Origin of the sequence: Rhizobium sp. SRDI969, assembly GCF_025152725.1 — a bacterium.
Classification (GTDB): Bacteria; Pseudomonadota; Alphaproteobacteria; order Rhizobiales; family Rhizobiaceae; genus Rhizobium; species Rhizobium leguminosarum_I.
The window spans coordinates 129,731-148,562 of the sequence record NZ_CP104036.1 but is presented as its reverse complement, the minus strand read 5'-3'; the positions used below and the strand labels follow the sequence as shown (position 1 = coordinate 148,562).

The window sequence follows — 18,832 nt, the reverse complement described above, 5'->3', positions numbered from 1 at the left end:
GTTTACATCGGTCGCACCGGCGACGGTCCCGATGAAGTCGCTTCGCTCTCGAGGAGGCGGGGGCATGCCGAGCAGTTGCCTCCTCGCTTTCAAGTCAACAAAGGCAAGTCAACAGAGGAAACACCTCGTAAAGGACAAAGGAGACTACCCGTGAAAATCGTCGTTATCGGTGGCACTGGCCTCATCGGCTCAAAGACCGTGGAAAGATTGCGCAAAAAGGGGCACGAGGTATTGGCGGCTTCGCCGAACTCGGGTGTGGACACGATCACTGGCAAGGGCGTGGCGGATGCGCTCGCCGGGGCGCAGGTGGTCCTCGATCTCGCGAACTCTCCCTCGTTCGAGGACAAGGCCGTTCTGGAATTCTTCCAGACGTCGGGCCGCAATCTGCTCAAGGCGGGGGCTGCCGCCGGCGTCAAGCATCACATCGCGCTGTCGATCGTCGGCATGGAGCGGCTGCAGGGCAGCGGCTACATGCGCGCCAAGATGGCCCAGGAGGAGCTGATCAAGAGCTCCGGGATACCCTATACCATCGTGCGCTCCACCCAGTTCCATGAATTCATGGCTGGCATCGCCCAGTCGGGTACCGTTGGCCAGACCGTACATCTGTCGCCGGCCTATGTGCAGCCGATCGCCTCGGACGACGTCGCCGACGTCATGGCCGAGGTGGCGCTCGGCACGCCTGTGAACGGCACGATCGAGATCGGCGGGCCGGAGAAAGTCCGCCTCACCGAAATCGTGACGCGTCTCTTCAAGGCGACGAACGATCCGCGGCAGGTGATGGCGGATCCGCACGCCCGCTACTTCGGCGTGGAGCTCGAGGATAATTCGCTCGTGACCGGCGCTAAGGCGCGGCTCGGCAAGATCCGCTTCGACGATTGGCTGAGCCGGCAGCCGCCTCAGAAGAAGAGCGCCTGATATCGGGCGCCCGACCCATTCCCATCAACGCAGGAGACCAGACATGCTCAGAAAAATGATCTCGGCGGCGGCGCTCGCCATTGTCCTTGCCGCCGGCACTCAGGCTCACGCCGCAGGCGGCGACGCGAAGGTAAGCGTCGTTTTCGACCAGAAGCTTCCGAATGTTCCCGGCAAGAGCATGCGGGGGGTGCTCGTCGAATACGCGCCGGGCGGTTCCTCGCCCGGCCATACGCACCCGGCTTCGGCCTTCATCTATGCCACCGTTCTCGAAGGTGCGATCACCAGCAAGGTGAATGACGGGCCAGAGAAGGTTTACAAGGCCGGCGAAAGCTTTCCCGAATTTCCCGGCGATCATCACAGCGTCAGCAAAAACGCCAGCAAGACAAAGCCGGCGCGCCTTCTTGCTGTCTTCGTACTGAATACTGACGAGACGGAACTGACGACCGACGACAAATGAGGTCATGAACGCACCGATGCCCGGGTCGCCGGGCATCGATATCAATGACAGCGCTGCGATCGGCGTCAGGCCGCCTGCAGCGCCAGCTCCAGGTCGGCGATCAGATCGTCCGGATGCTCGATGCCGATCGAAAGACGGATCGTCGATTCCAGAACGCCGATGCGCTGGCGGACGTCGGCGGGCACGCCGGAATGCGTCATGGTGGCCGGATGGCTCGCAAGCGATTCCGTGCCGCCGAGACTGACCGCGAGCTTGAAGATCTGCAGCGCGTTCAGGAATTTGAACGAGGCTGGCTGACCACCGCGGATGTCGAAAGAGAAGGTCGAACCGGCGCCGGTGCATTGAGCGATGAAGGTCCGCCCGGCCGGCGATTCCGGATCGTGGTAGGACAGGTAGTGAACCTTCTCGACCTTCGGGTGATCACGCAGAAAATCTGCGACGGCCCGCGCGTTGCTGTTTGCCCGTTCCATGCGCAGCTGCAGCGTTTCCAGCGAACGGCCGAGCATCCAGCAGGAATGCGGATCAAGCTGGGTGCCGATCGCGCCGCGCAGGGCCTTGATCTGCTTGATGACCGCCTTGCGACCAAGGACGGCGCCGGCGATCAGGTCGGAATGACCGCCGACATATTTCGTCAGCGAATAGAGCGATATATCGGCGCCGTGCTCGATCGGCCGCTGGAAGACCGGTCCGAGTAGGGTATTGTCGCAGACGATGATCGGCATATGGCCCTGTCTTGCACCGATCATGTCGGCCACGCGCCGGATCATCGCGACATCGACCAAACTGTTGGTCGGATTGGCAGGCGTCTCGATCAGGATGACGGAGACGCGGCCCTTGGCCATCGCCTCTTCTGCCGCCTTTTGCACCGATCCTTCGCTGACGCCGTCGGCAAACCCGACCGCGGCGGCGCCGAGGTTCAGGAAGGTCTTCGCCAGCAATGTTTCCGTTCCCCCGTAGAGCGGCTGAGAATGCAGGATCGCATCGCCGGGCCGGACGAAGGCGAGTAGAGTGGTGGTGATCGCCGCCATGCCGGATGAAAACAGCACGCCGCTTTCCGTCCGCTCGTACACGGCGAGCCTGTCTTCGACGATCTCGCTGTTTGGATGGTTGAAGCGCGAATAGACGAGGCCGGCCCCCTTCCCCTCGGGAGGCTCGCGACGGCCCGACACATAATCGAAGAAATCGCGGCCATCCTCGGCCGTCTTGAACACGAAGGTGGAGGTGAGGAACACCGGCGGCTTGACCGCTCCTTCCGAGAGTTCCGGATCGTAGCCATAATTCAGCATCTGTGTTTCGGGATGCAGGGCATGATTGCCGATATGGGTTTTGGAAGGATGCGGGGCGGTCATCATCATCTCCTGTGTCGGACTGGCGAAATATCAGAATACATCAAAACTGTAGGAGAGGAGCAATCTTCGCGGTCAGTTCCTGGTCTCGCCCAAAGTGTCCGCGACATAGGCGCCTCGCGCTCCCATTGGCAGCGGTGTCCCCGTCGTCGTGTCCCTGGCGGTCTGATGTTCGAGTTCGCTGTTCAGCTCTGCCCCAATGATGAGAATGACAACGGACAACCACATCCACATGAGGAAGCCGATCAGCGCTCCAAGGGTGCCGTATGTCGCGTTGTAATTGGCGAAATGATTCAGATAGAAGGAAAAGCCGAGCGACATGAGGGCCCAGCCAACAGTAGTCAAAGCCGCGCCCCACGTCATCCACCGGGCTTTTGCAGGCTCCCGGCTTGGACCAAAGCGGTAGACCCGTGTGACGGCCACCGCAACCACGAGCAGGAGCAGCGGCCACCTAAGAAGAAGAGCCAGGTGCTCCTTGAATTGATCGAGCCAAAGATAGGAGAGCACGACTGGCATTACGCCAACGAGGGCCACCATGACGACCGCAAAAGCCATTGAACATAGGGTGAAGCAGAGACCCGTCAGATTCAGTCGCACGAGGCTTCGTTTCTCCTTTTCCTCATAGGCCACGTTCATGGCGTCGAATATCGCCAGCGTTCCATTATGCGTGCTCCATAGCGCGATCGCGAGGCCTACGAAAAAGGCGATGCCGAGTGTGCTGTCGCGCCGTTCCACGAGCGCCTTGATCTGATCGGCAAGAAGATCGAATGCGCCAGGTGGCATGAGGACGGCCAGTTCGCGAAGGTGTTCGGATATGGTAGCGGGATCGGCAACCAGCCCATAAAGAGAGACCAGGGCCGCGAGGGCAGGAAATATCGCCAGCAAGAGATAGAAGGTCACGCCCGCCGCGATGAGAGTGACCCTGTCATCTAGAATTTCATGGAAAACGCGCCAGAATACGTCGCGAAGGCCGCTGAAAGGGATAGCCTCGGGCGTGCTGGCGCTGCGGCCATGATCGTCAACTGCGTGGCCAGGTTTCGCAGACGGGTCGGTCGACCTGCGCTCGATTGCCTGCATGTAGACAAGCGCGCCAACCGCTGCGGCCATCATTGCAGCCGCGGCGGAGAATCTCCTACGTTGAAGCACATCACGCATGTGGATGGTCTCCGATCTAGTGCGGAGATAACGCGGCGTGCCGCTAAAGGATGCAGGCCCATTGCTTTCCTGCGGACATTTGATGCGGCAGCGTAGCCCCGACTCTGCGCTGAGTAGCGCCTAGAGGAGGCGAGGTGAAGTAGTTTCGAAGATAGCAAACCATTGATTTCACATACAGTATTTCAATCTGCGGAAGCAAACACCGGCTTCAGTTCCCTTACTGCCTTGCCAGCGCTCTTTTGCAAAATCTGCCGGATATGACAGTTTTGGCCCCGCGAGACGGAACTCGGTGCGCAGTCAATATCCGAAGCGCCGCTTGGATCTGAATTCCCTTTGCTGCCATCCGATATTCCGGTGCCTATCGGCGACCGGCATCTGCAGCGATGCTCTCTGCATCGGTCCGCAAAACAATAGCGCCGGTGACAACGGCGTGCAATACCCGCTTACGGTATCATCGCGCAAAGACCGATCCGTGGATGCGGGCCGACGGTTTTCGCTTCGTGTCCACCGTGGCAGGCGTCGGAGACACTCAAAGAATGCTCGCCTGCAGCGCGATCTCGATGGCTTCTGTGGTTGCTTGATATTGTCTCCGTAGTAAGCGGCGCGCTCTGCATTGATCAAGTGGCCAAGTGTCGGCGAGCTGAGCGCGAAGAGTCGGAGGTGAGCGCGCCGAGGCGAACGCAGGTCAGTTCGTGGCGTTGCGCTACTTTGCGGTGACGGCCCCTCCCCGACCGTCACTGCAAGCGCTTCTCCGGCATCGCATTTGCTGAAACAGCTTCTGGCAACTCGCCCTGCGTCGAACGCAGTTGAAGTGGCTGACAGCGAGGTCCGCACGCCATCAAGCAACTACATCGAAGGGGGATGCCGCCCATCAGGCAGGACGTCTTGGCGCTGAGGTCGCGACAGAGAAGACGTGACGCTGTCGTCCCCGCATATGCTTGGCATGCTGCCGCAAGCATGTCGATGATAGTCGGTGCACGCTGATCGACTTAGTCTATGTCGGCGGCTGCCCATCCGCGATCGGCTGGTGGGTCCGACGGACTCAAGCAGCCGATTTTGCCGCGATCGATGGTGCCCCTCTCCTTCCGCGAGATTCCTCCGCTCAGCCGTATAAGGGTCCGGATGGCGGCGAGGCGGCCACAACGCGGCCGACGAATCCGCAGGCGCCGGCTTGATGGCAGGTGGAGCCCTTCACGCTTCCGCGGCGAATCGACGAACCGAAAGCCGAGCGTCCTGACGATCCGGTTGTCCGCGGACAACCGGATGCCAACTTGGCAGCACTCGGTCGTTGGTGCATGGACTGGGTTTCGCAGCAATTGGTTTGCAGGGTCATGGCCTTCGCACGAACGGCTCCGTCTGACGTCATCGAAAGTCGCTTTACACCGCACGCCGAGCAGGCGTCGCGTTTCCGGCTCCAAGAGCAACGACTGGTGCTCGGTGCCGAAGGCTGCTCGGAGATTGAGGAGGAGCGGAGTGCCTAACAGTTGAAGAATTACCGTGATGTAGGCGCCATCGCTTTAATGGTCAAAGAAATATGCGCTCGGCCCCAGCGTCACCGTCCTTGCCGTTCTTGCAGGCCCTCGGCCGGCAATCGAAGGTCGCGCCGCTCGACGAAAGGCTCCTTGACTAAGGGCGACGCGCCGCTTCGACAAATCTGGTGGCTCTGCTGGTCTGGCCGACTGGGTTGGTCGGGAGCCGGTGGCCACCCGTGCAGGGCGCCTCGGCAGAGGGTAGAGAGGCGGCACGTCACGGCACCGCATCCGTCAACCCGCCAGTTTCGCCGCTTCCACAGATAAGCCCCCCCACCTGGGTCGTATGGCCCGTCCCCATGAGGTTTGCGGCCGGCCAAGGCTGGAACCTGGATGATGCAGCGGAGGGTGGAGCGCTGGCCGCAGCAGCCGCATGTCTTCGGAAGGATGATTCTCGTTGTCGCCGTCGCTGGCAAGTTCGGCCAGTTGGCGATCGCCTTTGTACGATACCTCTTCCAGCGTGAAAGCCATTCGGGTGGAGATAAACGAGCCGGATGGATGCGGAGCCCGGGTTCCAAGGTGTACCCCCGATATCAATTGCCGTAACCCGCTTTCTTGTTCAGCTCTTGGCGCTCCCGCAGCAGGCTTCCTATCGCGCACATAAATGACACCGTTGTGGGCAGATCCGCCATTCGGGACATCGTTCGCGAGTTGTCCGCGGACAACCCAGCGGTCGGCCTCAATCCTGTGCGGGAGAGGGCTTCATCTGCATGGGTGCTCGTCTGCGATATCCAGGCCGCCCCCAGGCTTGGATTTGCCGCATTGCGGTACGACCTCGTGACACACCGAAGCCTTATCACCTCCAAGCCGCTTCGGCCCGACGGACAGCACTCCTCCTCCCAGGCTGTCGGTCACTATCGAAGCGCGGCGCACCTCTCCCGCGCCGGGCTTTTGTCATTCTGGCAAGGCCCCGGACGGGCGGAGAAGCCTCATTTCCTGTGCGCGCCAATCAGCTCCCGGTAAGAAGTCCAGGCATCTGGCGTCCGGGGTGGGGCAGGTTGTCTGTATCGCCGATTTGTGCCGCGGCCGCAGCTTCAGCAGCAAGGCAGTGAGGCATGTTCCATGGGTCGCTGGCGAGCCTTGGCTAAGGCACTCCCCGGAGTGGCCGCGGCGGCTTGCTGATCTTTGGCACAGATCTGAATGGCCTCATCGAGGAGGGGCGTCAAATGCGTCGGTCAGCTCGCGTCAGTGTCTCGGAACCATCAGATCTGCTGCTGGCGCACCGTATCCCACGCATGCAGACCAAAATGTGAGCCAGCCGTAGGTGATCAATGCCGTCTCAACCTCCTCCGGCGTCGCCGTCACTCGAATCCTGGCGCTTGGTCCGATCATCAAAGATGAAGGCCGACAATCCCAGCTGTAGGTTCCTCGGCGCCGGAGAAGGCAGGGAGCTGAGGGCGAGCTTGCGCGGAGCCTGAAATTGGTTCGGTTCCGAGCCGGCTTCGGGCGCGCTACCGTGTGTTCTCCCGCATCAAATGCTTGATATGGTAATGGTACCGTCGGTCAGAAGCGAGGCGAGATGACCGCGTCGATCGAAGGGCATTGCTGCGTCGACAACCTCGAGCTCTTTGGTGAGCTGCATCCACATCACTCTTGTTCCTCGCGGAGATCAGGCCGCCGAGTTCCGCCCAGATGGTTCATACGTCGTCATAACAGAACCCCCATTGGTCGCCGATATACCAGCTGCGCTCTACCTGCGGCTCCGTCTTCCAGAGCAGACTTTTGACGAACTCGATGCCGCCGCGCCTGAATGCGGCTGTCGGTGCCTCCATCTCATTGTCGTCGACTGAGAACCCACCATTGGCGCAGACGAAACAGGCCGCACCGATCCAACGCGCCGCAAATCCACCCCAGCGGCGCTCGATGCAAAGTGCAGCACCATGGAAGGCATGCCGGCCACCTCTTGACGGTCGGTCCTAGGGCGGTACGCCGAGCGGTAGCACGAGGCGCTCCCCGGCCGCAGTCTTTCGATCCAAGATTCCGCGGGCCGCGCGACGGCGAAATTCACATAGTCGCATCCACCTCTTGTTGCGGCCATGGCTGCCGTTGGCGTTAATGACGCTGACATTGGCCCGATCGGCAAGTGCTGTTTGAGCGTGGGCAGCGAGATCGGGATCCAGCTCGATGGCATGGACATGACCGGAAGCTCCGGCAAGTTCAGAAAGAATTGCGCTGTAATAGCCGGTGGAGCCGGTGCCCACCGATATGGGCGATATGATCGCCGGTTTATGTCTGGCGCTGTCAGTAGTCGGGCATGCAGCGAGGGGCTGCCATTGTTGACACCCTTATCGGATTGCAGGGCGAACAACACGTCCTGATAATCCAGAACCAAGTCGGAGGAGGGGAGGGGCGATATCCGCCGCCGCTTCGATCCGCGGGTTGTTGGTTGCGGCGGTTGCCATCACCTAATGGGCGTAAGCGCGGCGGATCACCGCCAGTTCGTCGGCCGTCAACATCGCAGTCGGCATGGGCAAATCTCCAAGCATCGCTTTGACCTGTTCCTCTTTTGCATTTTGCGGTTCCAAATCATCTCTATCCCGATGTTTGTTCAATGGAGGATGGGAAGTCGTGACGGAAGGTAAGCGGCAAATAGCTTCCGTTATGGGAAAATACGCCGTTTCCTCATCAGGTTAATATGCAACGGGCTGCCAAAATTTGACGTCGCCCCCGTGTCGCCGCGCATCAAAAAAGTGTTTGCGGCTTTCAGCTTCAGATTTCAATCAAACCGTTAAGCTAAAAATTCAGCGCCCAATTTTCACCTAAGGGCTTCACGGTGGGAGTTGCCTTAAGCCACCTGGTTCAGCATGCGATCTGTGCGATGACGGAGTGGTATCGACGCGACCGCAATTGCCTCTACATCTTCCTGAGACAAACTCATCTGTGCTTTGGAGGAAAGCGTTATAGCGGATAACAAGTACGACCAGATCCGAAGGCGAGCTCACGAAATATGCGAGAGCGAGGGGCACCCGGAGGGAGCGGATCTGCGACATTGGCAACGAGCCTGAGATGAATTGGCCGGCGACAACGACGGTGAGACGTCGCAGGAGCAATGGGACGAAATCGATCGCAAAAACTCCGACGTAGTATCCGAGCCACAAGCTTGCCTACTACAAAAATAGCTCTGTAACAATGCTTAGACAATTGGGCAGTCGTTCGAGCACGCAGGCGGAGTATTGCTGCCAAAGCATGTCGAGGCAGGTGACTCTCGCGGTAGCGATGTTGAAATTCCGCCCGCGAACGGCCATCGCCGCGTCGTGTCGGAATTGGAGCGGAGCCCCGCAAGCTTGGGTTAGACGCCCGCTATAAATGGCTGGGGTCAGAGCGATGGATCAGCTAAAATAGGCGTTTGATCTCGATCAAGCGTGGGATGCAGGATGAAAGTCGGTATTGTCGGAACCGGAATGGTGGGTAGTGCGGCCGCGTACGCTCTCGGCTTGCGAGGCGTGGCGAGCGAGGTTGTGCTGGTTGATCTTCATTCAGCTCTCGCCGAGGCACACGCCCTTGATATCGCGCACGCGATGCCATTTGCCTCCGGAACCTCGATCGTCCATGGAGACTATGACCGCCTGCAAGATGCCGGCGTAGTCATCATCGCCGCAGGAGTCGCGCAGCGATCCGGCGAGACACGGACCGACCTGCTGAACCGCAACGCTGCTGTCTTCCGGACTGTCGTCGGCGAGATCATGCGCGTCTGCCCCAATTCAATTCTGCTCATCGCGTCCAACCCGGTCGACATAATGACCCAGATCGCCTCGGTTTATTCGGGATTGCCCGCCCACCGGGTGATCGGCTCGGGTACAATCCTTGACACTGCGCGGTTTCGCAGCCTGCTCGGGGCTCACCTGCGCGTGTCGCCGCGCTCCATTCACGCCTACGTGCTCGGCGAGCACGGCGATAGTCAGGTGCTGGCCTGGTCCGGCGCCAGGGTCGGCACGGTTTCGATTGCGCTTTTCGGCGAACAGGTAGGCGCGCCCATCACCGAAACAGTACGGGCTACAATTGACAGCGAGACCCGCAACGCTGCCTACACAATCATCAAGGGCAAGGGTTCTACCTACTACGGTATTGGAGCAGGTCTCGCGCGGATCGTCGGGGCGATAAGACAGGATGAGCGGGCCGTGTTTTCGGTTTCGAGCGTCACCGCGCTTGTCGAGGGCGTGCGAGATGTCGCCTTGTCAGTCCCGCGTGTCGTGAGCCGCGAAGGCATTGCCGCCGAGCTGCTCCCTGAGCTCGACACGCAGGAACGCAGTGCACTTCAACGAAGCGCTTCTCTGCTTAGGGGGTTGTTCGAGGCGACGACGCTCTGAAATCGAAGGATGGGCCGGAAGGACTGGTTGTCCATCTCTCGGAACAGGTTTAGGGCCTGGTTGCACTGAGACTTGCACAACGCCGTGGTTCATGACGATTGCCATAGGGAACTTGCGCGTCCTCATCCGCGAATTTGCGGCAAAGATCACCCGCAGCCGCCTGAGATACCTGATGGCATGCCCGCAGGGACCTGAGCCGGATTCATCAGGTTACAAGGGCTTCTTCTATCATTTTCTGGATATCGAAACGGGCCGCCGAGTTTGGCAATGCGAGCTGTCGACAATCGACTCCGCTTTCCTGTTTGCGGGCGCCTTGACCGTTGCCACCTACTTTGATCGGGATACGGCCGATGAGGCGGAAATCCGCGGGCTCGCAACGGCGCTTTACGAGCGGGCCGATTGGAATTGGGCCCGCGACGGCGGCGCAACCTTGACGCATGGCTGGCGTCCGGAGAGCGGCTTCATCCCCTATCGATGGCGCGGCTATGATGAAGGCCTGCTTCTCTACATCATTGGTCTCGGATCCCCAACTCACCCGCTGCCGCCCGAATCTTACGCCGCCTACACCGAGAGCTACGAATGGAGGAATATCTACGGCCGGGAACTGCTATATTCGGGACCGCTCTTCACCCACCAGCTGTCACATATGTGGATAGATTTTCGAGGCATACGCGATGCGTTCATGCGCGAGCATGACACCGATTATTTCGAAAACAGCCGGCATGCGACATATGTCCAGCAGGAATATGCAATCCGCAACCCGATGAACTTTGCAGGGTATGGCGAACATTGTTGGGGGTTTACAGCGTGCGACGGGCCTGGCTGGGGCAAGCGGACGACAGAAGGGGTCGATCGGGAGTACTTCGACTATATCGCCCGCGGGGCTCCCTTCGGGCCTGACGACGGCACGATCGCACCATGGGTCGCCGTCGCCTCGCTGCCGTTCGCGCCGGAAATCGTTGTGCCGACGGTGGGCAATTTTGCGCGAATGAACCTCGGCATGACGCGGCTTTACGGTTTCAAGCCGTCGTTCAATCAAACATATGTCGTGGAAAATAGCCCGACCGGCTGGTGGGTAAGCCCGCATCACTTCGGCATTGATCAAGGACCCGTCGTCCTGATGATCGAAAATTATCGGACCGGATTGCTCTGGAGCATCATGCGCCGTTGCAGGCCCATTGTAACCGGATTACGACGCGCAGGATTCTCTTCAGGCTGGCTTTAAGTGACCGCTCGTCATCCCATCACCGTCGCCTCGTTGCAGGGGAGGCCACAACTCCGATGCATCATTTTGCCTCAGAACGCAACCGCCGACAAAATGATTGCCGCTGGCGACCGCTGGGCGCCACCGCGGCATGCGGGAACCTGCAGCTGGCGGTCTCGATCTCCGTGCCCTGAACGCACCTGGCCGACTCTGGCTCTGTCGTCTCGGTCCCAATGTAAGTTGCATTTAACCAAATTCTAATGTATTCTCTGGTTGCTGCATTAGGGTTATGGATCGGGACGGTGCGGAAGGTGGGTGTCCCGGCCGAGCGGACTATTGCATGGGCGCAGAATGCTACCTGATCCTATCCCAAATTCGTCGAATCTCCCGTTTTTCTAAACGCATGCATTCAATTCACGCGACCGGCTTTGGTCGTCTTTGTCTCATTAAACTTAGTCTACGCGCAGGAACGGCGATATGACGGGAGCCGCCCAGACCGTGCGCGGCTCAACCCATGCGGGCACAGGCTTGAAAGTCTGATCCATAGATTCGGCCGCACGCCAGCGGCAACTTTACTTTGCTTGTTCTGCACGTGTGGAATTGAGGCACACAGTATTCGGTAATCATATTCACAAACCAGTGAGAAGGATTTATCCGATGTTTAGCACACATATTAAGATGCTCGATCGCAGAGAATACAATAAGGCCCGACGGAAACTTAGCGAAAATACCCCGGGGCATGGGGGAATTGCTCGACAAATTTTCCTGACAGTTGCCTTCGTAGTCGCTGCAAACACCACATCCTGGTCCCAGGAAGACGAGGCCAAGCACTACAGTAAAGAAGCCATGCAGCAGGCGCTGCAGACCAGGGATCAGTACGATGTCTATGGCCTGCGTTTCGGCGTTGGCAAGTCAACACTGCAACCTGGTGCTGAAACGCTTCTCGATGACATAGCGACTGCACTTAAGAACTTCCCTGATTGGAGCCTGAGAATCGTCGGCCATACCGACGCAAGCGGCAATGCAGAAACCAATGAACGTCTTTCACTTGAGCGGGCCAACGCCATCAAGGCGGCGCTGGTTGAACGGGGGGTCAATACTGACAGGTTACTAGCGGCAGGCGCGGGGCAGACGCGGCCAATCGCCAGCAATGAGACAGCCGAAGGAAAGGCTCTCAACCGCCGAGTTGAGCTCGTGAGGCTCACCGACTCGGCTGAAGCCAAGAAGCTGCTCAAGGGCATGTCCGACTATCTGGCAGCCCAGAAGACCATATCCTTCGCATACGATGCCAATCTCCAGGTTGTCACCAACAGTGAGCAAAAACTTGGGCTGGCAAGTTCAGGGACTGTGATCCTCAGCCGGCCTGACAAGGTGCACACCACACGTTCCGGTGGTTTTGTCGAGACCGAGGCGCTGTTCGACGGAAAAACGCTCACCCTTTTGGGAAAGAACCTCAACAAGTATACGCAAGTCGATATTCCTGGCACGGTCGACCATCTGATAGACGAGCTAAAGGACAAGTATGGATTGCCGTTGCCTGCCGCCGACTTGTTGATGACCAATTCATATGACGAGCTGATGCAGGGTGTCTACGATTCGAAAGATCTGGGAAGCGGCGTCATTAATGGTGCTGAGTGCGATTCTCTCGCCTTTCGCAAGGACGAGGTAGATTTCCAGATCTGGGTCGCCCAAGGAGCTCAACCTTACCCGTGCCGCTTGGTCATTAGTTCGACGACGGTCAAGGGTGGACCGGAATACAGCGTCCAAGTCCGGGATTGGAAGTCGGGGGATGAGCTCATGCCGGGTGATTTTGGCTTCAAGAACCCGACAAACGCCGAAAAAGTCAACATCAAGGACATCCAGAGTAATGTGGGTGATTTGCCGGGGAACTTCGTAAGAGGAGATAAAAAATGACCCTTTTGAGACGCATGGGAATCATCTGTCTCGCTTCGGCGGCTTTGCTGGTCGGTGATTTGGTGGGGGATCAGTCAATTGTTCCGATGCCCCGCTTCGTTTCTGATGCCGTCGCCGTAGTCGGTCGACCGCTGACGCCGGTCAGCGTGGCGGGCGTCGCCCGACGAACGACTCGGCGCTGTGCCGCTGGTGCCTATAATTGCTAGCCAGGGCCCATGAATTGGCCCGCCCTGCAGAATGCCGCGTTCGCTGCGGGACCTAAGCGGCGGCGCGACTCGTCGGTGCGCTGTCATGAAGATGGAGGGGTCAGTTGGATAAGAAGCTAGCATCTGCTCGAACCGGCGCTGAAACGAAGCGCCTCGCTGAGGCGCGGGATCGCGGCATAAACTGGAAGAAATGGGGTCCCTATCTCAGCGAGCGACAATGGGGCACCGTCCGCGAGGATTATAGCGAGACAGGGGATGCCTGGAATTTCACTCACGATCACGCCCGTTCGCGTGCGTACCGTTGGGGGGAGGATGGCATCGCCGGCATATCGAACGACAAACAGAACCTGTGCTTTGCGCTGGCTCTCTGGAACGGAAAAGACCCAATCCTCAAGGAGCGGCTCTTTGGGTTGACCAATAACGAGGGCAACCACGGCGAAGATGTGAAAGAGTATTACTTCTACATCGACAGCACACCGACGCATTCGTATATGAAGTACCTGTACAAATACCCGCAGGCGATTTTCCCGTATGCAGATCTCGTGGAGACAAATGGACGGCGCTCTCGAAACGAATTCGAGTACGAACTGCTTGATACCGGTGTATTTGATGATGATCGTTACTTCGACGTCTTCGTGGAATATGCCAAAGCTGCTCCGGAAGACATTCTTGTAAAGATTACTGCTTTCAATCGTGGACCGGACGCGGCCGAACTACATCTCTTGCCAACGCTGTGGTTTCGGAACGATTGGGCGAGCTGGATTGCCGAAACGAGCAGAGCCGCCCGGAAACCAAACCTGCGGCAGATTGAGGCGGCGGCGGGTCAGAGCACGGTAGCCGCAACCGATTCGGTGGGAGGTGCGTTCCTTCTATCTTGCGAAGGCGACGTGCCGCTGCTCTTCACTGAAAATGAGACAAACGCCGAGAGGCTTTTTCCTGGTCAAAGGAACGAGAGCCTTTATGTCAAGGACGGCATCAACAATTTCGTGGTCCAGGGCGATCTGAACGCAGTAAACCCTGAAAGACAGGGTACTAAAGTCGCGGCGCACTATCGCATGACGATAGCTCCCGGCCAATCGGCGACCGTGCGGCTGCGTCTGAGCGCTGCAAAGACTGCGCAAGCCAGGACTGCCCTATATGGCTTTGGCAAGGAGTTTGACCAGACTCTGGCCGAGAGGCTGCAGGAGGCGGACGAATTCTATAGCTCGCTGACCCCGTCATCCGTCTCTCCGGACGCGGCTAACGTGATGCGTCAGGCCATTGCCGGCATGCTGTGGAGCAAGCAGTTCTATTTCTTCGACGGTGACAACTGGCTGGACGAGCACCATTCCAATCCGCTGCATGCCGGATATCGCCACACTCGCAACTCGGATTGGTTCCACATGCTCAATGAAGACGTCATCTCGATGCCCGACAAATGGGAGTATCCTTGGTATGCGGCTTGGGATTTGGCCTTCCACACGCTCCCGATCGCAATCGTCGATCCCGATTTCGCCAAGGACCAGTTGAAACTGATGCTACGCGGCGTTTACTTGCACCCGAACGGCCAGATGCCCGCGTATGAATGGAACTTCGGCGACGTGAACCCCCCGGTCCACGCTTTTGCGACATTGTTCCTGCACCGCACCGAGCAAGCTCTGCGCGGTGAGACGGACGTCCAGTTCCTCAGAGAGGCATTCAGCAAGCTCGTGCTGAACTTCACCTGGTGGGTCAACCGCAAGGATCGGTTTGGAAAGAATGTCTTCGAGGGCGGCTTCCTCGGTCTGGACAACATCGGCATCTTCGACCGCAGCGCTCCGTTGCCTACTGGCGGCCATCTCGAGCAGGCCGACGGCACGGCCTGGATGGCTCTTTTCAGTCAGAATATGATGGAGCTGGCGGTGGAGCTCGCGGTCCACGACCCCACCTATGAGGATATGGTCGTGAAGTTTGCGGAACACTTCTACTATATCGCAGGGGCGATGAACCAGCCGGATAAGGGCGGCATGTGGGACGAAGAGGACGGCTTCTACTACGACCTTTTGCGGCTCCCTGATGGCAGCGGCACGCGGCTCAAAGTGCGCTCGATGGTAGGGCTATTGCCCCTGTGTGCGGCGACGGTCATGGAGCCGTGGCAGCGCGAGCGCATTCCGCGGGCGATGGAACAGTTGGCTCAACGCATGCGCCGCATGCCCGAGTTGCAGCAAAACATTCATGTGACAGGACCTAGTCATTATGGCGTGTCTGACCGAGGGATGTTTGCACTGGTCAACTCGGAGCGGCTTCGCCGAATTCTCTCGAGAATGCTTGACGAAAACGAGTTCCTGAGCAGCTACGGCATCCGCTCGCTCTCCAAGGTCCATGAGCGGGATCCGTATGTCTTCCAAGTGCAAGGTCAGGAATATCGAGTGGACTATCTGCCAAGTGAATCGAACACCGGGATGTTCGGCGGCAATTCGAACTGGCGCGGGCCGGTGTGGATGCCGGTGAATGTGCTCATCATTCGGGCATTGCAAAATTTCTACCTATACTATGGCGATAACTTCAAGATCGAATGTCCCACGGGATCAGGAAAGTTGATGAACCTCTTCGAGGTGTCCAAGGAAATCGCCGATCGGCTCAGCCGCATCTTTTTGCGCGACGAGCATGGCAGGCGCGCTGTTTATGGAGGCACCGAAAAGTTCCAGACCGACCCACACTGGCGCGATCTCGTTCTGTTCTACGAGTACTTCCACGGAGACAACGGTGCAGGGCTTGGCGCGAGCCACCAGACCGGCTGGACCGGACTCATCGCAAAGACCATTCAGCTCTACGGTCTTCTGGATCCGCAAAAGGCGTTGGAAGTTGGCAAGCAGGCAGCGTTCACTCAAAATTCGAAATGACGGAAACGATGAGCACATGGCCCAAACACCCTGTCATTTACGAGATAAATACCTGGGTCTGGCTTGGCGAAGTGAGCCGGAAATACCAGAGGCTCGTGAACCTTTCTTCGGTGCCGGCCGACGAGTGGGATCGGATCGCATCCTTTGGCCTTGACGCCGTTTGGCTGATGGGCGTCTGGGAGCGCAGTCCCGCTGGGATCGAAATCTCCATGCAAAACGAAGGGCTTCTTGAAGACTTCAGGAGTGTCCTGCCTGACTTTACGCCGGAGGATAACGTCGGCTCCCCGTACTGCGTGCGCCGCTATGTCGTTGATGACCACCTCGGTGGGCCGCAGGGACTCGCCGTCGCCCGATCCATGCTTCATCAGCGCGGGCTGCGCCTGATCCTCGATTTCGTGCCAAACCACGTGGCGCCGGACCATCCATGGGTCCGCGTTCAGCCTGGATATTTCGTACAGGGAAGCGATGACGACGCGAGAAACGATCCGGCCTCCTTTGTCACGGAGGGAAGCAAGGTGTTCGCCCGCGGCCGGGATCCGTTTTTTCCGGCTTGGCCCGATGTTCTTCAGCTCAACACCTTTTCACCAGCGTTGCGGGAGACCGTAATTGAAACAATCGCGGAGATCGCAGGGCAGTGCGAGGGTGTCCGCTGCGACATGGCGATGCTCGTGTTAAACACCATCTTCGAACGCACGTGGGGTGACCGCGCCGGAGCAAAGCCGGGCGACGATTACTGGTCGACGATTATACCAACGATCAAATCAAGGTACCCTGAGTTCAAGTTCATCGCCGAGGCCTACTGGGACCTGGAGTGGGAACTGCAGCAACAGGGCTTTGACTATTGCTACGACAAGAAACTCTACGACCGCATGGAACATGGAGATGCCGAGAGCGTGCGCCAGCACCTTCTGGCGGATTCCGCCTACCAGGAAAAAATGGTCAGGTTCATAGAGAACCACGATGAACCCAGAGCCGCCGCCGCTTTTCCTCTTGAAAAGGCGCGCGCTGCGGCGGTCGCAATGCTCACGCTCACTGGGGCGAAACTGCTGCACGAGGGACAGTTCGAGGGGGCAACCACGAGACTTCCGGTCTTCCTTGGCCGCCGCCCAGTGGCGTCGGTCGATTGCGATCTCTCGGCCTTCTATGCACGCCTCTTGACGACGATCCATGGCGATGTCTTCAAGGATGGGGAATGGCGCCTGTGCGAGCGGAGCGGCTGGTCGGACAACCAGAGCTGCAGGAACATTCTCTCCTGGTGTTGGGCCAAGAGCGACGAACGCTGCCTGATCGTCATCAACTTCAGTGAAACGGCCTCCCAGGCGCTTGTCCATCTGCCGTGGGACGAACTCCGAGGAAAAGAGTGGCGCCTCAACGACCTACTATCGGAAGACTGCTACGACCGAAACGGGAGCGAGATAAGGGACGTTGGATTGCATGTTGATCTGCGGCCGTGGAAATCTAGTTTATTCGAGCTACGTGCACGATAACCCCACCCCACTCGAGCCTCGCTGAGTATCTCGCTGAAGTACAGAACGATTTCGAAGAGAGGCTGGCTGGCGGCTGGCGAGTTTGACACGGAGGCAAGACGCAAAGAGCTCCTCGACCGCTATGGTGAGGAGCTCAAGGGCCAATACATCAATGGGCAAATTTCCGAGATTTGGTTGCGGGGGCAGGATTTGAACCTGCGGCCTTCAGGTTCTGAGCCTGACGGGCTACCAGGCTGCTCCACCCGCACTATTTGATTTTGCCTATGGCAAATATGGTATTTCTTGTCTGCCTATTCAATGCAGAAAGGCCGCTTGTGAGCGGCCCTTTGTCTCGGCTTTTGGCCGTAGTTTGTTCTGAGAAGATTGTCTTTGATTTCGCATGCAGCTTTCCGAAGCCTTACTGCTCCGGCCGCATGCGATAAGTTGCTTTTTGCAGACCTGGCGGCGACCTACTCTCCCGCGTCTTAAGACGAAGTACCATGGGCGCAGAGGCGTTTCACGGACGTGTTCGGAAAGGGAACGGGTGCAGCCACCCCGCCATAACCACCCGATCGGCAAAGCGCAAATTTGTTGTCTTGAGAAGCTAGGTTTGTTTGGAGCGAATAGGGAATAGCGAGTAGCGAATAGATTTTTGCAGCTGTCCTTTTCGCTCGTTTTGAACACGTCTTTGGAACCATTCCACCTGCAGATGCTTGTGGCAGCCATACAGGCCAGAAGCCGTCTGCGCATGGTAGCGCGGGCCGTCCGCAGCGCCATTGGCGCGTCAGGACAAAAGTCTGGCATCATCGATGCGCCAGATCCGAACCGCGCTGTATCGGCCTATCGGCGTCTCCGACAACCGTTGACGCTGCGGACGGCTGAAACCGATCTGGCCCTTGGAGCCCAAGCACTCCCACAGCGCCATCGAACACGTTTCAGGCGTCGGATATGGTGTGGTGCTTGCCGTGCACTCTGAAACGTTTCTTGATCCTGTCGACCGGCGTGCCGTCCTGAAGCGGAACCTGGATTAGCCGATCATAGGTCTCGAAGCCCATCTTTGTGTAATAGCCAAGGCCACTGACATTGTCGGCGCGAATGGTGGCATTGATGAATTCGAGCCCGAATTCTTCCGCTGCCGCTCGGGTTGCGGGGAAGAGAGCGCTGCCGACGCCTGCGGTCCTTGGGTGCATACGGGCAAAAGTCGCGATGTCGGCGAAGCCTTTCGGCGGATCGCCGTATAAGCTCAGGGACTGAAAACCGACGAGCGACTGATCGTGCTCTGCAACATGGCAGGTCAGAGGAAACTCTCCATCGATGAACCAGTCCGCAAACTCGGCAGCCGAAAGCGGCGTCTCGAGTGCGGTTGTTCCGCCGGCAAGGATGATCTCGTTTAAAAGACTGCTCAGCTCCTCCGCGTCAGCAGAGACGGCCCTTCGAATATGCATGTCTTGACATCCTTGTTTCGGCTCGAG

Annotated in this window: 12 protein-coding genes, 1 tRNA gene, 1 rRNA gene and 1 pseudogene; 9 read left to right on the top strand and 6 right to left on the bottom strand. The window is 58.5% G+C overall.

Annotated elements, in window-relative coordinates; genetic code table 11:
* Window positions 1–150 precede the first annotated feature (150 nt).
* Both N2A41_RS24875 and N2A41_RS24870 read left to right on the top strand, forming a co-directional pair.
* On the top strand, window positions 151–915 hold the full coding sequence (locus N2A41_RS24875) for an SDR family oxidoreductase (RefSeq protein ID WP_260111340.1): 765 nt from the start codon (window positions 151–153) through the stop codon (window positions 913–915).
* A gap of 43 nt (window positions 916–958) precedes the next feature.
* A complete protein-coding gene (locus N2A41_RS24870) occupies window positions 959–1,372 on the top strand; it encodes a cupin domain-containing protein (RefSeq protein ID WP_017967765.1) in 414 nt (137 codons plus the stop codon).
* A gap of 65 nt (window positions 1,373–1,437) precedes the next feature.
* Here the strand turns inward: N2A41_RS24870 and N2A41_RS24865 are convergent, their stop codons facing one another.
* The 3 genes and pseudogenes from N2A41_RS24865 to N2A41_RS24855 all read right to left on the bottom strand — a co-directional run bounded on the left by N2A41_RS24865 (window position 1,438) and on the right by N2A41_RS24855 (window position 7,804).
* The gene (locus N2A41_RS24865) at window positions 1,438–2,721 is read right to left on the bottom strand and encodes a cystathionine gamma-synthase family protein (RefSeq protein ID WP_260059619.1); all 1,284 of its coding nucleotides are present in this window, start codon (window positions 2,719–2,721) and stop codon (window positions 1,438–1,440) included.
* A 72-nt stretch (window positions 2,722–2,793) separates the two neighbouring features.
* Window positions 2,794–3,873 (bottom strand): YihY/virulence factor BrkB family protein, encoded by a 1,080-nt coding sequence (locus tag N2A41_RS24860; protein WP_260111339.1) that lies wholly within the window; start codon window positions 3,871–3,873, stop codon window positions 2,794–2,796.
* A gap of 3,166 nt (window positions 3,874–7,039) precedes the next feature.
* A pseudogene (locus N2A41_RS24855) lies at window positions 7,040–7,804 on the bottom strand (protein-L-isoaspartate O-methyltransferase family protein).
* A gap of 483 nt (window positions 7,805–8,287) precedes the next feature.
* Between N2A41_RS24855 and N2A41_RS33490 the strand changes: the two are divergent.
* The 7 genes from N2A41_RS33490 (at window position 8,288) to N2A41_RS24825 (ending at window position 17,381) form a co-directional block, all read left to right on the top strand.
* On the top strand, window positions 8,288–8,407 hold the full coding sequence (locus N2A41_RS33490) for a DUF2934 domain-containing protein (RefSeq protein ID WP_407768558.1): 120 nt from the start codon (window positions 8,288–8,290) through the stop codon (window positions 8,405–8,407).
* Window positions 8,408–8,776: 369 nt separating this feature from the next.
* Window positions 8,777–9,709, top strand: coding sequence for an L-lactate dehydrogenase (locus N2A41_RS24850; RefSeq protein WP_260111338.1), 933 nt, complete (start codon window positions 8,777–8,779; stop codon window positions 9,707–9,709).
* Complete coding sequence (locus N2A41_RS24845) at window positions 9,651–10,934, top strand: glucoamylase family protein (protein WP_260111337.1); 1,284 nt, start codon at window positions 9,651–9,653, stop codon at window positions 10,932–10,934. Before N2A41_RS24850 ends, N2A41_RS24845 begins: the two co-directional genes overlap by 59 nt.
* Window positions 10,935–11,570: 636 nt before the next feature.
* Window positions 11,571–12,827, top strand: coding sequence for a DUF2092 domain-containing protein (locus N2A41_RS24840; RefSeq protein WP_260111336.1), 1,257 nt, complete (start codon window positions 11,571–11,573; stop codon window positions 12,825–12,827).
* On the top strand, window positions 12,824–13,033 hold the full coding sequence (locus N2A41_RS24835) for a hypothetical protein (protein WP_260111335.1): 210 nt from the start codon (window positions 12,824–12,826) through the stop codon (window positions 13,031–13,033). The genes N2A41_RS24840 and N2A41_RS24835 overlap by 4 nt, the downstream gene beginning before the upstream one ends.
* A 104-nt stretch (window positions 13,034–13,137) precedes the next feature.
* Window positions 13,138–15,894, top strand: coding sequence for an MGH1-like glycoside hydrolase domain-containing protein (locus tag N2A41_RS24830; RefSeq protein WP_260111334.1), 2,757 nt, complete (start codon window positions 13,138–13,140; stop codon window positions 15,892–15,894).
* Entirely contained in the window at window positions 15,891–17,381 is a 1,491-nt protein-coding gene (locus N2A41_RS24825) for an alpha-amylase family glycosyl hydrolase (RefSeq protein ID WP_260111333.1), read from the top strand. Before N2A41_RS24830 ends, N2A41_RS24825 begins: the two co-directional genes overlap by 4 nt.
* A 171-nt stretch (window positions 17,382–17,552) precedes the next feature.
* On the opposite strand, the gene N2A41_RS24820 is transcribed toward N2A41_RS24825, so the two are convergent.
* The 3 genes from N2A41_RS24820 to N2A41_RS24810 form a co-directional block, all read right to left on the bottom strand.
* Window positions 17,553–17,628 (bottom strand) — tRNA-Leu (locus tag N2A41_RS24820).
* 189 nt (window positions 17,629–17,817) lie between these two features.
* A 5S ribosomal RNA gene (rrf, locus tag N2A41_RS24815) occupies window positions 17,818–17,932 on the bottom strand.
* Between the two features lie 363 nt (window positions 17,933–18,295).
* A complete protein-coding gene (locus N2A41_RS24810; protein ID WP_260111332.1) occupies window positions 18,296–18,805 on the bottom strand; it encodes a GNAT family N-acetyltransferase in 510 nt (169 codons plus the stop codon).
* Between the last annotated feature and the right edge of the window lie 27 nt (window positions 18,806–18,832).